The sequence below is a fragment of the Persicitalea jodogahamensis genome, from assembly GCF_014651615.1.
GTDB classification, from domain to species: Bacteria; Bacteroidota; Bacteroidia; order Cytophagales; family Spirosomataceae; genus Persicitalea; species Persicitalea jodogahamensis.
In genome coordinates this window covers 362,628-378,695 of sequence record NZ_BMXF01000003.1, presented here as the reverse complement: position 1 = coordinate 378,695, position 16,068 = coordinate 362,628, and the positions used below count along the sequence as shown (strand labels likewise).

The following is a 16,068-nucleotide window of genomic DNA, read 5'->3' as shown; positions in this document are numbered from 1 at the left end:
CCAATCGAATGAAAACCACCTACGGCCACCTGACCTACTGTAGTAACATCCATCCGGGCGAGGCCTGGAACGCGCATTTCAAGGAATTAAAGGACAACCTGCCCTACATCAGAAAAGAGCTGGCTGACGGTCAGCCCTTCGCACTGGGCCTGCGCCTGGCTAATGATGCTTCCATTGAACTGAGCAACCCCGACCGCCTACAGGAGTTCAAGGATTGGTTATCCGAACATGATTTGTATGTATTCACGATGAACGGCTTCCCCTACGGCGGCTTTCACGATACCGTCGTCAAGGATCAGGTGCACGCACCCGACTGGACTACCCTGGACCGCACCGAGTACACCAAACGGCTTTTTTCAATTTTAGCCCAACTTCTGCCCAATGGCATGGATGGCGGCGTGTCCACCTCGCCCCTCTCCTACCGTTTCTGGTGGAATGACGAAGGAGCCACGGATAATGCTTTCCAAACGGCCACCCAGAATATCCTGCAAATAGCCGATTACCTTGTCGAGATCAAGCGGGAAACGGGTAAACTCATGCACCTCGACATCGAGCCGGAACCCGACGGGCTGCTGGAAAACTCTACGGAATTTGTAAACTGGTACCGGGATCATCTGCTGCCAATGGGCATTCCTTATTTGCAGGAAAAGTACGGGTTCACTGATTCTCAGGCCAAGGATGCTTTGCTGGATCATATCCGGCTTTGCTTCGATGTCTGCCACGTTGCGGTGGCTTATGAAGAACCAAAAGAAGTACTCGAACGCCTGAATTCCGAAGGTATTAAAGTGGGCAAAATCCAGATTAGTTCGGCGCTGAAAATGGATTTGAAAGAAAATAAAGCGGAAAAGATTCAGTCACTCCGCTCGTTCAACGAGCCGGTGTACCTGCATCAGGTCGTAGCCCGCGCGTCCAACGGTACTTTTGAAAAGTACCCCGACTTGCCGGAAGCCCTGGCCGACGAAAGTGCGGCTAATGCCGACGAATGGCGCATTCATTTTCACGTGCCGCTCTTCGTAGATTCGTATGGAAAGCTGAATTCCACCCAGGCGGAAATCGTTAAAACGCTGGACTTACTGAAAGAAAAACCATTTACCCAGCACATGGAAGTGGAAACCTACACCTGGGGCGTACTACCCGATGAAATCCAGAAACCCATCGGCCAATCCATCGTCCGCGAATTGCAATGGGTGTTGGAGCGGTTGGGATGATATTGGATTTTCGGAAATGTAGCAGAACGAATATTGGAAATCCCTCAGTGAGTTGTGAACCGCTTCACTGTCTCCTATTCCGAAAGCCTATTGTTTAACGTCCAACGTCTAGAATCTAAAATCCAGAATCAACTATGCAAAAAACCGTCGTCATCGACATCGTGGGCCTAAGCGTCAACCTCATCGGCGAGCATACGCCTTTTTTGAAAAAGTACCTCGAAAGCCGTGTATTGACCCCCCTGAAGCCCGTACTCCCCGCCGTAACCACTACGGCCCAATCGACCTACGTTACGGGAAAATGGCCTGCTGAAAACGGCATCGTGGGCAACGGCTGGTACGATCGCGAAGATGCGGAGGTCAAATTCTGGAAGCAGTCGAATCATCTGGTGCACGGCGAAAAAATCTGGGATGCCGCCAAAAAGCGCAACCCGTCGTTTACCTGCTCCAAGATGTTCTGGTGGTACAACATGTACTCGTCTGCCGACTACTCGGCCACGCCCCGGCCACAGTACCACGCCGATGGTGTGAAAGCCCCCGACTGCTACACCCACCCGCCCGAGTTGCGGGACCGCCTGCAAAAAGAATTGGGACAGTTTCCACTGTTCAATTTCTGGGGACCGAATGCCAATATCAAATCATCCAAGTGGATCGCCGACGCTTCCCTGCTGGTCGACGAATGGCACGATCCTACCCTCACGCTGATCTACCTGCCGCACCTGGATTATTGCCTGCAAAAATTCGGACCCGATTTTGGCAAAATAGCTACTGAGTTGGGGGAAATCGACCATCTGGTTGACAGACTCGTTTCCTATTATGAGCAGAAAGGTGCCCAAATCATGCTGCTTTCGGAATATGGCATCAATCCCGTTTCCCGGCCCATACACATTAACCGTATCCTGCGGGAAGAAGGATTAATTAATGTACGGCAGGAACGCTGGTATGAGCTGCTGGATGCCGGAGCATCGAAGGCCTTCGCCACCGCTGATCACCAGATCGCGCACGTGTACGTAAACGATAAGATGAAGGTTGCCGAAATAAAAAAACGTCTGGAAAGTACCCCCGGTATTGCCCTGGTACTGGACGAAGCGGGCAAAAAAGAACATCACCTCAACCACGAACGCTCGGGCGACTTGATAGCCGTGGCCGAACCCGACAGCTGGTTCACCTACTACTACTGGCTCGACGACGCCAAAGCACCTGATTATGCCAAGCTGGTGGATATTCACCGAAAACCGGGCTACGACCCGGCAGAGATGTTCATGGACCCAAAAAATCCGTTGATCAAGCTACGGGCGGGCTACAAGCTGGGGCGCAAACTGGTAGGTATGAGGTACCTGATGGACGTCATCCCGTTGGATGCCACACTGGTGAAGGGATCGCACGGGAGTCATTTGGTGGATGAGCAGTACTATCCGGTTTTAATTACAGATCAAAAACCAGAAAAGAGCTCACTGGAAGCCACTGATATTTACGGGATGATATGGAACCGTCTGTTTCCCACAAATCAATAGTTTTCATTCCAGTTTCAGTACTTTGATGTCTGCGGTCAAGGCCTGCATGCTGTTCGGATCGAGACCATTATATATTCCGCGAATTCTCCTGTTTTGATCAATCAGGACAAAATTTTCGGTGTGCAGAAATACGTCATTGTCGCGCTTTAACCCTTCGTCTTCCTCCACGAAATAATACTTCCTGCCCAGTTCATAAATTTCATCCCGCTTGCCCGTAAGTAGTTTCCATTTGCTAAAATCCACCTGTTTGTCGGTAGCGTATTTTTGCAGAACTGCGGGCGTATCACGATCAGGCATCACGCTATGGGAAAGAAGCAGTACCTGATCGTCTTGCAGGAATTCAGCTTGCAAACCAGCCATACTGACGGCCAACTTGGGACATATCCCCGGACAGGACGTAAAGAAAAAATCCACAACACAAATTTTTCCTTCTATGTCCTGCTCCGTAAACTTTCCTTCCTTCTGGTCAATCAGAGCGAAAGGCCGAATCTGATGGAAAGTATCGGCAGAAATGTCCCAGCGCGGCGTAAAGTCAGCGGAATCATAATAGGGTAGTTTTCTATCGGCCTTATCGCAGGAAAGTAGTGGTATGGCTAGCAACACAGGAAGTAGGTACTTCATTTCAGTTTTTCGTCCTTAAGCGTGTAGCATAGCGCGGCCTTCTGCAGGCCATAACGGATTCCGTCTTTCACTTCGTAGTTGATGTAGGGCTTGCCATTAATGCGCCAGGCGCGCTGCATTCCCTCTTCGCGATCGTCCTTAAAACTCAGGAACGCGTACTGCTCACCGCTCTCATACCACTGTTTTTGCAAGCCTTCTCTTTTGTCGTTGTAATAGACAAAGTCGAACTTTCTGTTCCCATTTTCCCAGTAGCCAAAATGCCGCCCGTAGCTGACGTTTTCCTTGTACATCCTGCTATCTCGCAGTTTCCCGTTCGGATAAAAAGATTTTGAGACACCATGCTGCATTCCCTGAAAGTACGATCCGACAGAATTCACAGAGCCGTTCTCGTACTTTTTCAGGATAAAACCAGAGAAGGGCTCTCCCGCGAGATAATACACGCCGTTCTCCAATTTTAACCCGGCGTGATTCCATGACACCGTGTCTTTTGGTATTTGAGAAACATCCACTGTCCCAAAAGCCTGGCCCACGTCCCCCTCATCGGAATCGGTTAAGCCAACCCCAATAATGAAAGCGATAAAAAGCGCATCCACGATCATGTTAAAAAGTAAAAGTCCCCTTAGTCCCATGATAGCTGCCTGCCTTCAAAATGTAATAGCCTGAGTTTAGATAATTCATCGCCGAACTGTGGTAATGGTAAACCCCGTTGGGAAAATCGGCGGTGGCAGCCGTGTGCCCACCATTCGTATCCAGGTTGGATGGATAGCTGCCATCCATGTCTTTTCGACCATAGATTGGGAAACCATCACGCAAAAAGCCGATTAGTTTGGCATCGTCTTTTGAGGTAAAATCGCCGTCGAAATGGTAATGATATAGCCCGCCAGGTCCACTATGGGCGCCACCCCGGTCCATCGTTTGGAGCACTGCGGCATCCACGGGTACATTGCCTCCTTCGCGATCGTTATAGATGGCCACACCGTTCAGCGCCATACCAATCGGCCCCAGCGAGGTGGCTTCTTTAGTAGTCGCTTCCGTCGGCGTGGCGGTGAGCGTCATCACGAAGTTTTGCGAGCGCAAACTACCCGGAGTCAGGGCGCCATCACTCTTCTGGGCTTCGTACAGGGCATTACCCACTCCCCAATAGGGTGTGACGTGGTCCGGGACGCCTTCGGATTTTAGCGTGATGGTATTCCCACTGGTCGAAACGGTGACCATGCTTTTGTAATTCGCTTTGACTACCTCGGTAATGGTGGTAGTGCTTGCAGCAGGATCCACCGTGGTGGCGTCATCATTTTTCGTACAGGCGGCAATGAACGTTACGAAAGCACAAACGCCTAGTGCCAGGTTTGATTTAAACATAATTGTCTTATTCATTTGATTTATCGGTAAGTGTTCTTTGAAATTTGGGAAGCCTAATTCTGTCTGTGGGGAGGAGTATTTTTAGGCCCGCCAAAATACCCGGCTAGTTCCTGGGTCAATGCTTGAAATTGCTCCCGCTGCTCAGGCCGGCAAAGCCCTCTCAGATCGGTAAAGTGATTGTAATGCACTTGTTCAATTTGCTCCTGCAAGTCGCCCAGGCGGCTGATTAGGGAATCCTTTTTCGATTGATTTTCATCCGCCAGGGTGGAATAAAGATTATTCTTGGTATCCCCCGTTTCCCGGTTCAGCTCTTCCACCAGCTCTTGATGGCGACCAATCAACTGCTCATAGGCAGTCACCTGATCTTTATCAAAATCCAGTCTTTTTATAATAAGCATCTTCGGCCCCTCCTTTCCCGGCCCTGGCCCACCCCGACCCGGCGGACGCATTGGCTTGCTCATAAGCAGAAAAGCCAGGAGTCCCAGATTGACGATCAGCAGCCCTACCACAGCGGCGGTCAGCAGTTTTATTTTACTCATTGTAAAAGCTGTTTTGATTGGACAATTGCATCGAGGAGACAATCTCAGAAACACCGCTTTCTTGTTGGCTAGTCAGCTTTGCTACAAGTATTCCTGTATTGAGCGCCAGGACAATCATGGCAGCCGTCGCGAACGACCATCTCCATGGCAGAGGGGCTTCGGCTACTGGGTTTAGTGATTCTATTTGTCCTTTGATTCGCGTAAACAGAAAGGGCGGTGCGTCCACCCGGCTGATTTTTTTCAGTCCGTCAAGTTTGTCGTGGTTTTTCATGATCGGGTCTTATGGTTAGTGATACGAGATGAATTTCAAAATCCTTCGGTGCGTCCTGATTTTTTTGAAAAATTATTTTTTGCCCGCTGCACCAGTGACTCTACGGCCTTGGGAGTAAGGCTCATAATATCGGCCACTTCCTTGACCGAGCGGTCTTCAATCTTGGTCAGAATCAAGGCAGTGCGCTGATTATCGGGCAGCGTATCGATGATCGAAAAAAGACGTTGAACTTCTTCTTTGTCTTCCAGAGCCACGCCGGGATGGTCGAAATGACTGGCTTCGGCAATAGGCTCATTGGTGATCGGACTGAACAATCCGGTCAGGAAGCCGAATCGTTTTTGGGCTTTTTGCGCTTTAAGGAAATCCAGACAGTGATTGATCGTGATCTGGTAAACCCAGGTTTTTAGCGACGATTTATCAGCGTCATAACTTCCATAGCGCTGGTAAATCTTGACAAAAACTTCCTGCGTAATGTCCTGCGCGTCCTCCTGATTATGGATGTAGCTCAGCGCCAGGTTATAGACCAGCCCCTTGAATTCTTCGTAAATTTCCTCGAATCGGGCATCGTTCATCAATAGGGCGTTGGGAAAAGTGAAGCGTAATTGGAGTCAATGAGTTACGCCAGGAGCACGAGATTCATTGCAGGCTACATCTGCATATATAAACCGTAACCCGCGTAAAAGATCATCGCCAGGCAGAGCACTATCTGCACGAATACTCCCGAAACAAATCCCAGGAATGAACCAAAAGCGGCTCGCAAAGCCGCCTGAAATGTAGCTTTGCCAATCAACTCGCCTACCAAAGCTCCCAGGAAAGTACCGATAAAAATTCCAATGGCTGGAATGAAAAACAATCCGCCTAGTCCGCCCAAGATGGCTCCGATGCTACCGTAGCGCGTTCCGCCAAATCGCTTGACGCCCCAAATCGGAATGAAATAATCCAGAAAAACCAGCACGACCGTCAGCACCCCGAAGGTGACCAGGGTAGTTTGGCTGAATTCAGCATAATGACTGAAATGAATCAAAAGTAATCCGCCAAAACTAAGTCCAGGCCCCGGTAATGGTAGTATGGCCCCAGCCAGCCCAACGAGCAGACAAATAATTCCCAGAACTAGCAAAACGACTTCCATAAAATTTGTCTTTGAAGCTGGATTTTTAATATTGCAGTTGAGTAGTTGCAGTTCCTCAAGCCAGATAATTATCGGTTTGATTTACGGATAACCGTTTTAACGAATATATATACCTTTGTCAAGTACCCGCTATCTTTCAGAATTATCAATATAAAAAGTCCAATATCCAAAGTCCAGAATCTAAAATCCAAAAAATGAACAAAGTACTTATCATTGGCGCGGGTGGCGTCGGCAGCGTGGTGGCCCACAAGTGCGCCATGAACAACGACGTTTTCGGCGAAATCATGCTGGCCAGCCGTACCAAAGCCAAATGCGATAAAATTGCCGCCGAAATCAGGGAAATGCACGGCGTTGAAATAAAAACGGCTCAGGTAGACGCTGACATCGTAGCCGAAACGGTGATCCTCATCAAGCAGTTTCAGCCCAAGATGCTGATCAACGTGGCCCTGCCCTACCAGGATCTTACGCTGATGGAGGCCTGTCTGGCGACGGGAATCCATTACCTCGACACCGCCAACTACGAACCCAAAGACGTGGCGAAGTTCGAGTATAGCTGGCAGTGGGCTTATCAGGAGCGCTTTAAGGAAGCGGGTCTGATGGCACTGCTGGGCTGCGGCTTCGACCCCGGCGTGACGCAGGTGTTTACAGCCTACGCCAACAAGCACTACTTCGACGAAATGCACTACCTCGACATCATCGACTGCAATGCGGGCGACCATGGGAAGGCATTTGCCACCAACTTCAACCCTGAAATCAACATCCGTGAAATCACCCAGCCGGGCCGCTACTGGGAAAACGGCGAGTGGGTCGAAATCGAGGCCATGAGTATCCACAAGCCCATCGACTACCCCGGCATCGGCCCGAAGGAAAGCTACGTATTATACCACGAGGAACTGGAGTCGCTGGTGAAGCACTTCCCGACGCTGAAACGTGCCCGTTTCTGGATGACCTTCGGCCAGGCGTACATCACGCACCTCAACGTGCTGGAAAACGTGGGTATGACCAGCATCGCGCCGATCAACTTCAAAGGTATCGACATCGTGCCTCTTGAATTCCTGAAAGCCGTGCTTCCTGCGCCCGACACCTTGGGCGAAAACTACTCCGGCCAAACGTCCATCGGCTGCCAGATCAAGGGTATTCAGAATGGTGAAGAAAAAACCTACTACGTCTGGAATAACTGCGACCACGCCGAAACCTACCGTGAAGTACGCGGACAGGCCGTAAGCTATACCACGGGTGTCCCGGCGATGATCGGAGCCATGCTGATGTTGACCAACCCCGAGTGGATGCAACCCGGGGTGTGGAACACCGAGCAGTTGAACCCCGATCCGTTTATGGAGAAACTTAATGAGCATGGGCTGCCTTGGCATGAAAAAGTGAACGTAGAGCTTCCTCACGAGTACCCCGCCTGAAATTTGAAAGCTTAAACAAAAAGAGGCTTCGTATCATACGAGGCCTCTTTTTGTTTGTCAGATAAATACCCGGGCAGCAAATATTGACTGGAAGCTAAAGGCCGTAAGATTCATTTTTAAAAATTATTAATTCTGCAAAACTTCTATATTTGCCAGCATTATTAGGGCAACTATTGATTCACCAACTATTTTTATTACCAAACCTGTACATTTCATGAGAAAATTGGTTTGGACGTGGCTGTCCCTGCTGGCTGTTTCGACAGTTGGCATGGCTCAGCAAACGTTCCCTCGCAACGGCGCCTACGACGAACGGCCCGGACGCTACGCTTTTACAAACGCGACCATCGTCGCCGACCCACAGACAACCATTGCCAAAGGCACGCTGCTGATTGAAAACGGTAAAATCGTGGACATCGGCACGAACATTAAAATTCCCAAGGGTACTGTCGTGACGGACCTCTCGGGCAAATTCATCTACCCCTCCCTCATCGATCTCGATTCAGATTATGGAATGCCGGAAGTGAAGCGCGCCTCGGGCGGGCGGCGTAGCGGTCAGCAGTTGGAATCAAATAAGAAAGGGGCCTACGGCTGGAACCAGGCTGTACAGCCCGAAATGCGGGCGGCAGAGCTGTTCGTAGTGGATGGTAAGAAGGCTACCGATTTCCGCAAGTATGGCTGGGGTACTTTACTGGTGCATCCGCACGACGGCATCGTGCGCGGTACCGGAGCATTGGTAACCCTCGACGACGAATCGGCCAACAAGGCCCTGCTGCGCGATCAGGCTTCGGCGCACTTTTCTCTGGACAAAGGAAGCTCGTCCCAGAGTTATCCAAGTTCTGTGATGGGAAGCGTAGCGTTGTTGCGGCAGACCTACTACGACGCCGACTGGTTCGCCAAAGGCGGTAAGAATGCGGAGTCTAACCTGTCGCTGGCATCTTTCAACCAAATCAAAACGCTCCCCTCTTTCTTCGACAATTCCGACAAGCTGGGCATTCTTCGTGCCGATAACATCGGCGACGAGTTTGGCATTCAGTATATTATCAAGAGCGGCGGCGATGAGTACCAGCGTATTGGAGAGGTAAAGGCCACGGGTGCTTCATTACTGGTCCCCCTTAATTTTCCGGCGGCTCCCGATGTAGAAGACCCCTGGGATGCCGACATCATTTCTTTGGCCGAATTGAAAAGCTGGGAAATGGCTCCGTCCAACCCCGCCGCACTGGTGAAGGCTGGCATCCCCTTCGCCCTTACCGCCGATGGCCTGAAAAACAAGGGTGATTTCTGGACCAATCTCCGTAAAGCCATCGAGTTTGGCCTTTCTAAAGAAAAGGCATTAGAAGCTATCACGCTGGCCCCGGCCCGACTTGCCAGAGCCGACGATATGCTAGGTAGTTTGAAAAAAGGAAAACTCGCCAACTTCCTTATCACTTCCAGCGACCTTTTCGATGAGGATAACTTGATTCACGAGAACTGGATACAGGGCAAGAAATTCATCATCAATGACCTGAACGCTGCAGACCTCCGGGGCGAATACAAGCTTACCGTTGGTAGTAATTCCGCACTGCGGATGCGGGTCACTGGCAAAGCCAATAAACCAGAGTACCAAATCACCCAGGATACTCTGAAACTGGGCCCGAAAGTGACGCTCAACGGCGAGCAAGTCACGGTAACTTATCAGCCCGACAAGAAAAAGCCGGGCACTGTGCGTTTGTCAGGTTACATCAATGGCCGTGATATTCAAGGCCAGGGAACGCTGCCCGACGGAGCACCCGTCGAATGGTCGGCGACGCTGGACACTACCCGTGCGACTTCGTCTTCCGACACAGTGAAGGCGGGCAGGCCTACCCCCAAACAGCCCACATTCAGCGATATGGGCAAGCTGCTTTATCCATTTGTCGGATTTGGAAACGAAGAAATGCCCAAGTCCGAAACTATTCTGATCAAAAACGCCACCGTCTGGACCAACGAGGCGGACGGCGTCGTGACCAATACCGATGTTCTGGTACAAAAGGGAAAAATCGCGAAAATCGGTAAGAACCTCTCCGCCTCCGGCGCGCGTGAAATCGATGGCACCGGCAAGCACCTGACCAACGGAATCATTGACGAACACTCGCACATTGCGCTGTTTTCGGTCAACGAAGGCGGACAAACCAGTTCGGCGGAAGTGCGGCAGAGCGATGTTATCAATTCGGAAGATATCAATATTTACCGCCAGTTGGCCGGAGGGGTAACGACTTCGCAGCTGCTACACGGCTCGGCAAACTCGATCGGTGGTCAGAGCGCGGTGATCAAATTGAAGTGGGGCGCTGCTCCTGCCGAATTATGGATTCCCGAAGCAAAGTACATCAAGTTTGCGCTGGGCGAAAACGTGAAGCAATCCAACTGGGGCGACGCCGCCCGCTCACGCTTCCCACAAACCCGTATGGGTGTTGAGCAGGTTTTCTACGATCATTTCATCCGGGCCAGGGAATACGATAAGGCCATGAAGGCGTACAACAACTCACGTAATAAAAATAACGTGACGCCGCCACGTCGCGATCTAGAACTGGACGCGCTGGCCGAAATCCTGAATAACGAACGCTTCATCACCTGTCACTCCTACGTTCAGTCGGAAATCAATATGCTGCTGAGTGTAGCCGACTCGCTCGATTTCAAGGTAAACACTTTTACCCACATTCTGGAAGGCTACAAAGTGGCCGACAAAATGGCCAAACACGGCGCGGGTGGCTCAACCTTCTCTGACTGGTGGGCCTACAAAATGGAGGTTAAAGAAGCGATCCCCTACAATGCCGCACTCATGGCCAGGGAGGGCGTAGTAGTTGCTATCAACTCCGACGACGCCGAAATGGCGCGCCGCCTCAACCAGGAAGCGGCCAAGACGATGACCTTCGGCGGCATGAGCGAGCAGGAAGCCTGGAAAATGGTGACGCTCAACCCAGCCAAGTTATTGCACCTCGATAACCGCCTCGGTAGTATCAAAACCGGTAAAGACGCCGACTTAGTGCTGTGGAACGACCATCCGCTGTCGATCTACGCGCGCCCCGACTACACCATGATAGAGGGAACGATCTATTTCGACTACAAGGCCGATCAGGAAAAGCAGGAGCGCATTGCGAAGGAAAAAGCACGGATCGTGCAGAAAGCCCTATCCGCCAAATCAAAAGGTGCGGAGACGAAAAAGCCGGAGGGCAGATCCTCTAAGCTGTTGCAGTGTGACGATATCATTGGGGTACATGCAGAAGAGATAAAATAGCTCTTGGCTTAACGTATTCTTCTCCATCTTTATAGGAAAATCATATCATGAAAAAAATACTTTTCGCCTTCATCGCCTTACTGCCATTCGGTGGACAGGCGCAGAATTCGGCTCCGGCGAAGCCACAGGCAAAACCCATGGTGCTGACGGGTGCCACAATTCACCTGGGCAACGGTGTCGTTGTCGAAAACGGGCTGATTGCTTTTGACAATGGCTTAATTACGGCCGTCGGGCCTTCCTCCACCGCCGTAAACCGGACAGGAGCGGACGTCATCGACTTGGCGGGAAAGCATATCTTCCCGGGAGTGATTGCCATGGGTTCCACCATCGGAATTCAGGAAATCGCTTCCGTCCGGGCTACGCTGGATTTTGAGGAAATCGGCGAAATCAATCCGCATGTGCGATCACTGGTGGCGTATAGTACCGACTCGGAAGTAACCCCGACCCTGCGGGCCAGCGGCGTGCTGATGGCACAGTCGGTACCGCAGGGCGGACTGGTGTCAGGTTCGTCGTCGGTATTCAATACCGATGGCTGGAACTGGGAAGACGCCGTTCTAAGAAAAGACGACGGTATCTGGCTCTCCTGGCCATCGTATCTGGCGCGCAGCTTCAATTACGATGACTTCTCGTTCACTACAAAGAAGAATGAAAAACGCGCCGAAACGATCAGTCTTTTGGAATCGACATTTGCCGATGCCAAGGCTTACAGCGAGATCGACAAACCTGAAATGACCAATATTCGCCTTGATGCGATGAAGAACCTATTTACGGGAAAACAAAACCTGTACGTCAGAGCCAATTACGCGAAGGACATCATCGACGCGGTGAAGTTTGCGAAGAAAATGGGCGTCAGCAAGGTCGTCATTGTGGGGGGCAACGAAGCGGCCAAGGTAGCGCCGTTTCTGAAAGAGAATAATGTACCAGTAGTTTTGGGAGCTTTGCACAGCCTTCCCAGCCGCCCGGACGACGATGTGTATGCGGTGTACGAGCTTCCCGCCAAACTACACAAAGCGGGTGTGAAGGTTGCCCTGAGCTACGACGACGAATGGTGGCGGGTGCGTAATCTTCCCTATCAGGCTGGGACAGCAGCGGCCTTTGGGGATGTTTCCAAGGAAGAAGCCCTGATGTTCCTGACCCAGAACCCTGCCCAAATCATGGGTGTCGATGCCATGGTGGGTACTTTGGAAAAGGGCAAGCACGCGACGCTGATCGTGACCAACGGAAACATGATGGATATGCGCGGCAATGTGGTCGAGCACGCATTCATCAAAGGCGCGAAAGTGAACCTGGACAACAAGCAGAGTCGGCTGTACGAGAAGTACAAGGAGAAATACGGGCAGGAATAAAGCCCTGTTCAAAAAAAATAGAGTTTCCCGCAGTCCAGTGCCACTTGGTACCTGACTGCGGGAAATTTTATTTTAGACGTATTCCGGTTTCTTCAAACTGAATGACGCCTTTCTTCCAGAGATTCCCAATGGATTTTTTAAAATTCCGCTTACTCATGCCCAAGACTTTCGAAATTTCTTCGGGGTTGCTGTCATCGTGCAGGGGCAGGAAGCCGCCGTTCGCATTGAGAGCATCCACGATGCGCTGGATGAGTGGTTCGAAGCGTTCGACACCAATTTTCTCAAGCGTGATATCCAGCTTGTTTTCCTCCCGGATTTTTTTAACGTAACCCTTCATCCGGTCACCGACCTTAATCTCTTTGAATATATCGCTTTCGAAGATCAAACCCTTGTGAAATTCATTGACGATCACATTGAAGCCTAAGTCGGTACGCTCCCAGATGATGAGATCGACCTCGTCGCCCTCAGCGATGGTAAGGCGCTCGTTGTCAATGAATCGGTTAAGACGAGGCGAGGCTATCAAGCGGGAGGTCACGCGATCGAGATAAATGAAGACGAGGTACTTTTTCCCGCGCTCCATCGGCGTTAATTGCTCGCTGAACGGCACAAGGATATCTTTCGTAAGGCCCATATCTAAGAAAGCGCCTTTACTATTGACATCGACTGCCTCCAGATAAGCAAATTCGTCGCGCAGGGCAAGTGGCTTTTCGGTGGTAGCGACGGGGCGGTCTTCGGAGTCGTTGTAGACGAAGACGCGGATACGGTCGTCGAGCTGCATGTCGTCGGTGACGTAACGATTGGGAAGCAGCACCTCCTCCCCCTGCTGATCTTCAAGATAAAGCCCTTGATCCGTGTTGCGGGTGATGGTCAGGTCGTTGTATTTTCCTAAAAAAAGCATAGCGATGGGATTCGTAAAGAATCGCAAAGATAGGCTTTTTGGCGCATCAGCGAAGTACTGAAAGAAGCGTGTCGCACTTCATTTCGGTTTCGTCCCACTCACGCTGCGGGTCGGAGTCTTCGGTGATCCCCGCCCCGGCAAAGAAAGTAGCCAGGCCGTCGGCCAGCCTAAGGCTACGGAGATTGACAAAAAGCGCACTCTCTCCATCCACATTCACTGGACCCAGATAGCCGCTATAAAAGGAGCGATCATAGCCTTCCACGGCTTTGATGAATCGCAAAGCCGATTCTTTAGGCATCCCGCAAACGGCGGAAGTGGGGTGCAGGAGTTTCAGCATCACCGTACCCAGTTCAGGGAAATTGACATCATGCGTATTCACCGCGAAATCGGTGCGCAGGTGATACAGATTGCCCGCGCGTACGGTACGCGGACCTCGTTCCTGGTATTCGCGCAAGCGAATTTTCTTAAAGCATTCAATGATATAGCGGCTCACCAGCGCCTGTTCCTGAATTTCCTTTTGTCCCCAGCGGATATCGTGGGCCGAAACAAGCGCTCCGTTTTCCAAGGCCGACTGCGTACCCGCAAGGGAAGTCGTGCTGAAAGTACCCTCTCCATTTACCCCAACAAGCGTTTCGGGCGTTGCTCCCAGCCACATCTCATCGCGATCGGCCAGGTTTACCAGCGAAACGAAAGCCGAAGGATAAGCCACACAAAGCTTCTTGAAGGCTTTAAAAAACTGAAATTCCGGGGAATAGGTCAGCGTTTTGGTCCGGGAAAGTACAATTTTGGCAAAGTCGCCTCGGCTGATCGCCGCCACGGCTTCGGTCACGGCTTTTTCGAAGTGATTTTTTTCTTCGGGATCGACTTCAGGGTTCAAAGCAAAGCCTATCCAAGAGGAAGTACCCCCTGGGTTTTCGTCGGACATTTCATCCGCTTTTTCCAATAAACGCTTTACAAATGGATGTTCCTGTCCCAGGTTTCCGGCTACTTCTTTACAGGACCAATCTTCCGAAAAAGTAAAAATCAAGTCCCCTTCCAGCACAAATGCCTCGCCGCTTTCCAAAGGTTCGAAAGGATGAATGACAAAACAGGCAGGTAGTTCCTCCAGGTCGGGCAGCCTGCGCTGCATTCCATCCTGTAATGAAATCAGTAGGTTAACCTCATGGCTGTGGGGAAGCCGCCATACAGCCGCGGGAAAACCGAGGTTAAGGGCAGCCTCGAACAACGACTCTGCCTGAAAAATTCTGGTGGGATTATGTGTTTTTAACATCGGTTAAATAACACACCAAGTCCCCTAAATTGTTTCTTACAACGCATCATTTTGCATCAATAACTGCCACCGTCAGCCGACTTACGCACACAAGCTTTCCGGCTTCGTTGGTGATTTTGATATCCCACACGTGCGTCGAGCGGCCCACGTGCAGGGCCGTCACCCGCCCGTACACCCAGCCTTCCCGCACTGCCCGAATATGGTTGGCGCTGATTTCCAGCCCGACGGCCCGCTGCTTCTCGGGATCGGGCAGACTCAGCAGGGAGGCCACACTGCCAAGCGACTCCGCCAGTACCACCGACGCCCCGCCGTGCAGAATCCCGAAAGGCTGATGAGTGCGATGATCCACCGGCATTTTGGCAGTGATAAAGTCCTCGCCAATTTCGGTAAATTCAATACCAAGCTGTTTGTCAATGGTGTTTGGATTTAGGTTCCGGAGGAAGCCAAGATCAAATGATTTGTTAAACATTCTTTTTTTTGTCTAAATTTGTATGGGCAAATTACGCTAGAAAACGACTTTTTGACAAAATATTTATCAATAAAGTACAAATTCGATTGAAAAGGAAAACGATCTACCTCATCCGTCACGGCGAAACTGACCACAATCGCAACGGTATCGTGCAGGGCAGCGGTGTCGACACTACGCTCAATGAATGGGGCAAAGCGCAGGCCGAAGCTTTCTACGACGCTTACCAGCACGTGCCCTTTGACAAAATTTACACCTCCAAATTGCAGCGCACTGTACAATCGGTGCAAAATTTTATTGATTCCGGAATTCCCTGGGAAAGTCACGCAGGTTTGAACGAGATCAGTTGGGGCTGCCGGGAGGGCCGGATGCCCAATGATAAAGACCAGGGTTACTACCGGGAGCTGATTGTCGCCTGGCAAAATGGTGACGTTGACATGCCTTGCGAAGAAGGCGAAAGCCCCGCTCAGGTTCGACTCCGGCAAAAACCCGTCATGGATCTGATTCTCTCCCGCCCTCAGGAACGCACTATCCTGATTGCCATGCACGGGCGGGCCATGCGGATTCTGCTTACTTTGCTTTTTGATGAACCTTTGACCGCTATGGACAAGTACGAACACAGCAACCTGTGTCTATACCGTATCAATTACTCTTACGACGAACAAAAATTCGCCTTTGTCTCAGGCAATGACATTACACACCTCCTCTCACTCGACGTTCCGTACAACTGATTCCAACCGTCTGTAAAGGTTCTTTCCCTTTGGTGTAATTGGCCTCCCTTTTGCTCA

16 protein-coding genes are annotated in these 16,068 nt (G+C 50.9%); 6 read left to right on the top strand and 10 right to left on the bottom strand.

The features are described 5' to 3' along the window. Positions 1-8: 8 nt before the first annotated feature. Together eboE and IE117_RS17030 are read left to right on the top strand one after the other, a co-directional pair. Entirely contained in the window at positions 9-1,208 is a 1,200-nt protein-coding gene (gene eboE, locus IE117_RS17035) for a metabolite traffic protein EboE (RefSeq protein ID WP_189565681.1), read from the top strand. 134 nt (positions 1,209-1,342) lie between these two features. Continuing rightward, a complete protein-coding gene (locus tag IE117_RS17030; protein WP_189565680.1) occupies positions 1,343-2,719 on the top strand; it encodes an alkaline phosphatase family protein in 1,377 nt (458 codons plus the stop codon). A gap of 3 nt (positions 2,720-2,722) precedes the next feature. On the opposite strand, the gene IE117_RS17025 is transcribed toward IE117_RS17030, so the two are convergent. The 7 genes from IE117_RS17025 to IE117_RS16995 all read right to left on the bottom strand — a co-directional run bounded on the left by IE117_RS17025 (position 2,723) and on the right by IE117_RS16995 (position 6,638). Continuing rightward, positions 2,723-3,340 carry an SCO family protein gene (locus IE117_RS17025; protein WP_189565679.1) on the bottom strand — a complete coding sequence of 206 codons (618 nt, stop codon included), beginning with the start codon at positions 3,338-3,340 and terminating at the stop codon, positions 2,723-2,725. Continuing rightward, positions 3,337-3,969, bottom strand: coding sequence for a toxin-antitoxin system YwqK family antitoxin (locus tag IE117_RS17020; protein WP_229581050.1), 633 nt, complete (start codon positions 3,967-3,969; stop codon positions 3,337-3,339). The genes IE117_RS17025 and IE117_RS17020 overlap by 4 nt, the downstream gene beginning before the upstream one ends. After that, positions 3,941-4,714: a YHYH protein gene (locus IE117_RS17015; RefSeq protein WP_229581048.1), complete on the bottom strand. Its 774-nt coding sequence runs from the start codon at positions 4,712-4,714 to the stop codon at positions 3,941-3,943. The genes IE117_RS17020 and IE117_RS17015 overlap by 29 nt, the downstream gene beginning before the upstream one ends. Before the next feature lie 38 nt (positions 4,715-4,752). Then, complete coding sequence (locus IE117_RS17010; RefSeq protein ID WP_189565678.1) at positions 4,753-5,238, bottom strand: periplasmic heavy metal sensor; 486 nt, start codon at positions 5,236-5,238, stop codon at positions 4,753-4,755. Beyond that, positions 5,231-5,509 (bottom strand): hypothetical protein, encoded by a 279-nt coding sequence (locus IE117_RS17005; RefSeq protein ID WP_189565677.1) that lies wholly within the window; start codon positions 5,507-5,509, stop codon positions 5,231-5,233. The genes IE117_RS17010 and IE117_RS17005 overlap by 8 nt, the downstream gene beginning before the upstream one ends. 35 nt (positions 5,510-5,544) lie before the next feature. Beyond that, the gene (locus tag IE117_RS17000) at positions 5,545-6,081 is read right to left on the bottom strand and encodes an RNA polymerase sigma factor (RefSeq protein WP_189565676.1); all 537 of its coding nucleotides are present in this window, start codon (positions 6,079-6,081) and stop codon (positions 5,545-5,547) included. A 74-nt stretch (positions 6,082-6,155) separates the two neighbouring features. Continuing rightward, a complete protein-coding gene (locus IE117_RS16995; RefSeq protein ID WP_189565675.1) occupies positions 6,156-6,638 on the bottom strand; it encodes a DUF456 domain-containing protein in 483 nt (160 codons plus the stop codon). A 194-nt stretch (positions 6,639-6,832) separates the two neighbouring features. Here IE117_RS16995 and IE117_RS16990 point away from each other — a divergent pair, with 194 nt between their 5' ends. The 3 genes from IE117_RS16990 to IE117_RS16980 all read left to right on the top strand — a co-directional run bounded on the left by IE117_RS16990 (position 6,833) and on the right by IE117_RS16980 (position 12,646). Continuing rightward, the gene (locus IE117_RS16990; RefSeq protein ID WP_189565674.1) at positions 6,833-8,050 is read left to right on the top strand and encodes a saccharopine dehydrogenase family protein; all 1,218 of its coding nucleotides are present in this window, start codon (positions 6,833-6,835) and stop codon (positions 8,048-8,050) included. Positions 8,051-8,264: 214 nt separating this feature from the next. Continuing rightward, on the top strand, positions 8,265-11,300 hold the full coding sequence (locus IE117_RS16985; RefSeq protein ID WP_189565673.1) for an amidohydrolase family protein: 3,036 nt from the start codon (positions 8,265-8,267) through the stop codon (positions 11,298-11,300). Between the two features lie 47 nt (positions 11,301-11,347). Beyond that, positions 11,348-12,646, top strand: a complete 1,299-nt coding sequence (locus tag IE117_RS16980) for an amidohydrolase family protein (RefSeq protein WP_189565672.1) — start codon at positions 11,348-11,350, stop codon at positions 12,644-12,646. A gap of 67 nt (positions 12,647-12,713) precedes the next feature. Here IE117_RS16980 and IE117_RS16975 read toward each other — a convergent pair whose 3' ends face one another. Genes IE117_RS16975 through IE117_RS16965 form a run of 3 tightly spaced genes read right to left on the bottom strand, consistent with a single transcriptional unit; the run spans position 12,714 to position 15,283 of the window. After that, positions 12,714-13,544, bottom strand: a complete 831-nt coding sequence (locus tag IE117_RS16975) for a CvfB family protein (RefSeq protein WP_189565671.1) — start codon at positions 13,542-13,544, stop codon at positions 12,714-12,716. Between the two features lie 46 nt (positions 13,545-13,590). Further along, entirely contained in the window at positions 13,591-14,814 is a 1,224-nt protein-coding gene (locus IE117_RS16970; RefSeq protein WP_189565670.1) for a chorismate-binding protein, read from the bottom strand. A 46-nt stretch (positions 14,815-14,860) separates the two neighbouring features. Further along, positions 14,861-15,283, bottom strand: a complete 423-nt coding sequence (locus IE117_RS16965; RefSeq protein ID WP_189565669.1) for a hotdog fold thioesterase — start codon at positions 15,281-15,283, stop codon at positions 14,861-14,863. A gap of 86 nt (positions 15,284-15,369) precedes the next feature. Here IE117_RS16965 and IE117_RS16960 point away from each other — a divergent pair, with 86 nt between their 5' ends. Next, on the top strand, positions 15,370-16,011 hold the full coding sequence (locus tag IE117_RS16960; RefSeq protein ID WP_189565668.1) for a histidine phosphatase family protein: 642 nt from the start codon (positions 15,370-15,372) through the stop codon (positions 16,009-16,011). Positions 16,012-16,068 lie beyond the last annotated feature (57 nt).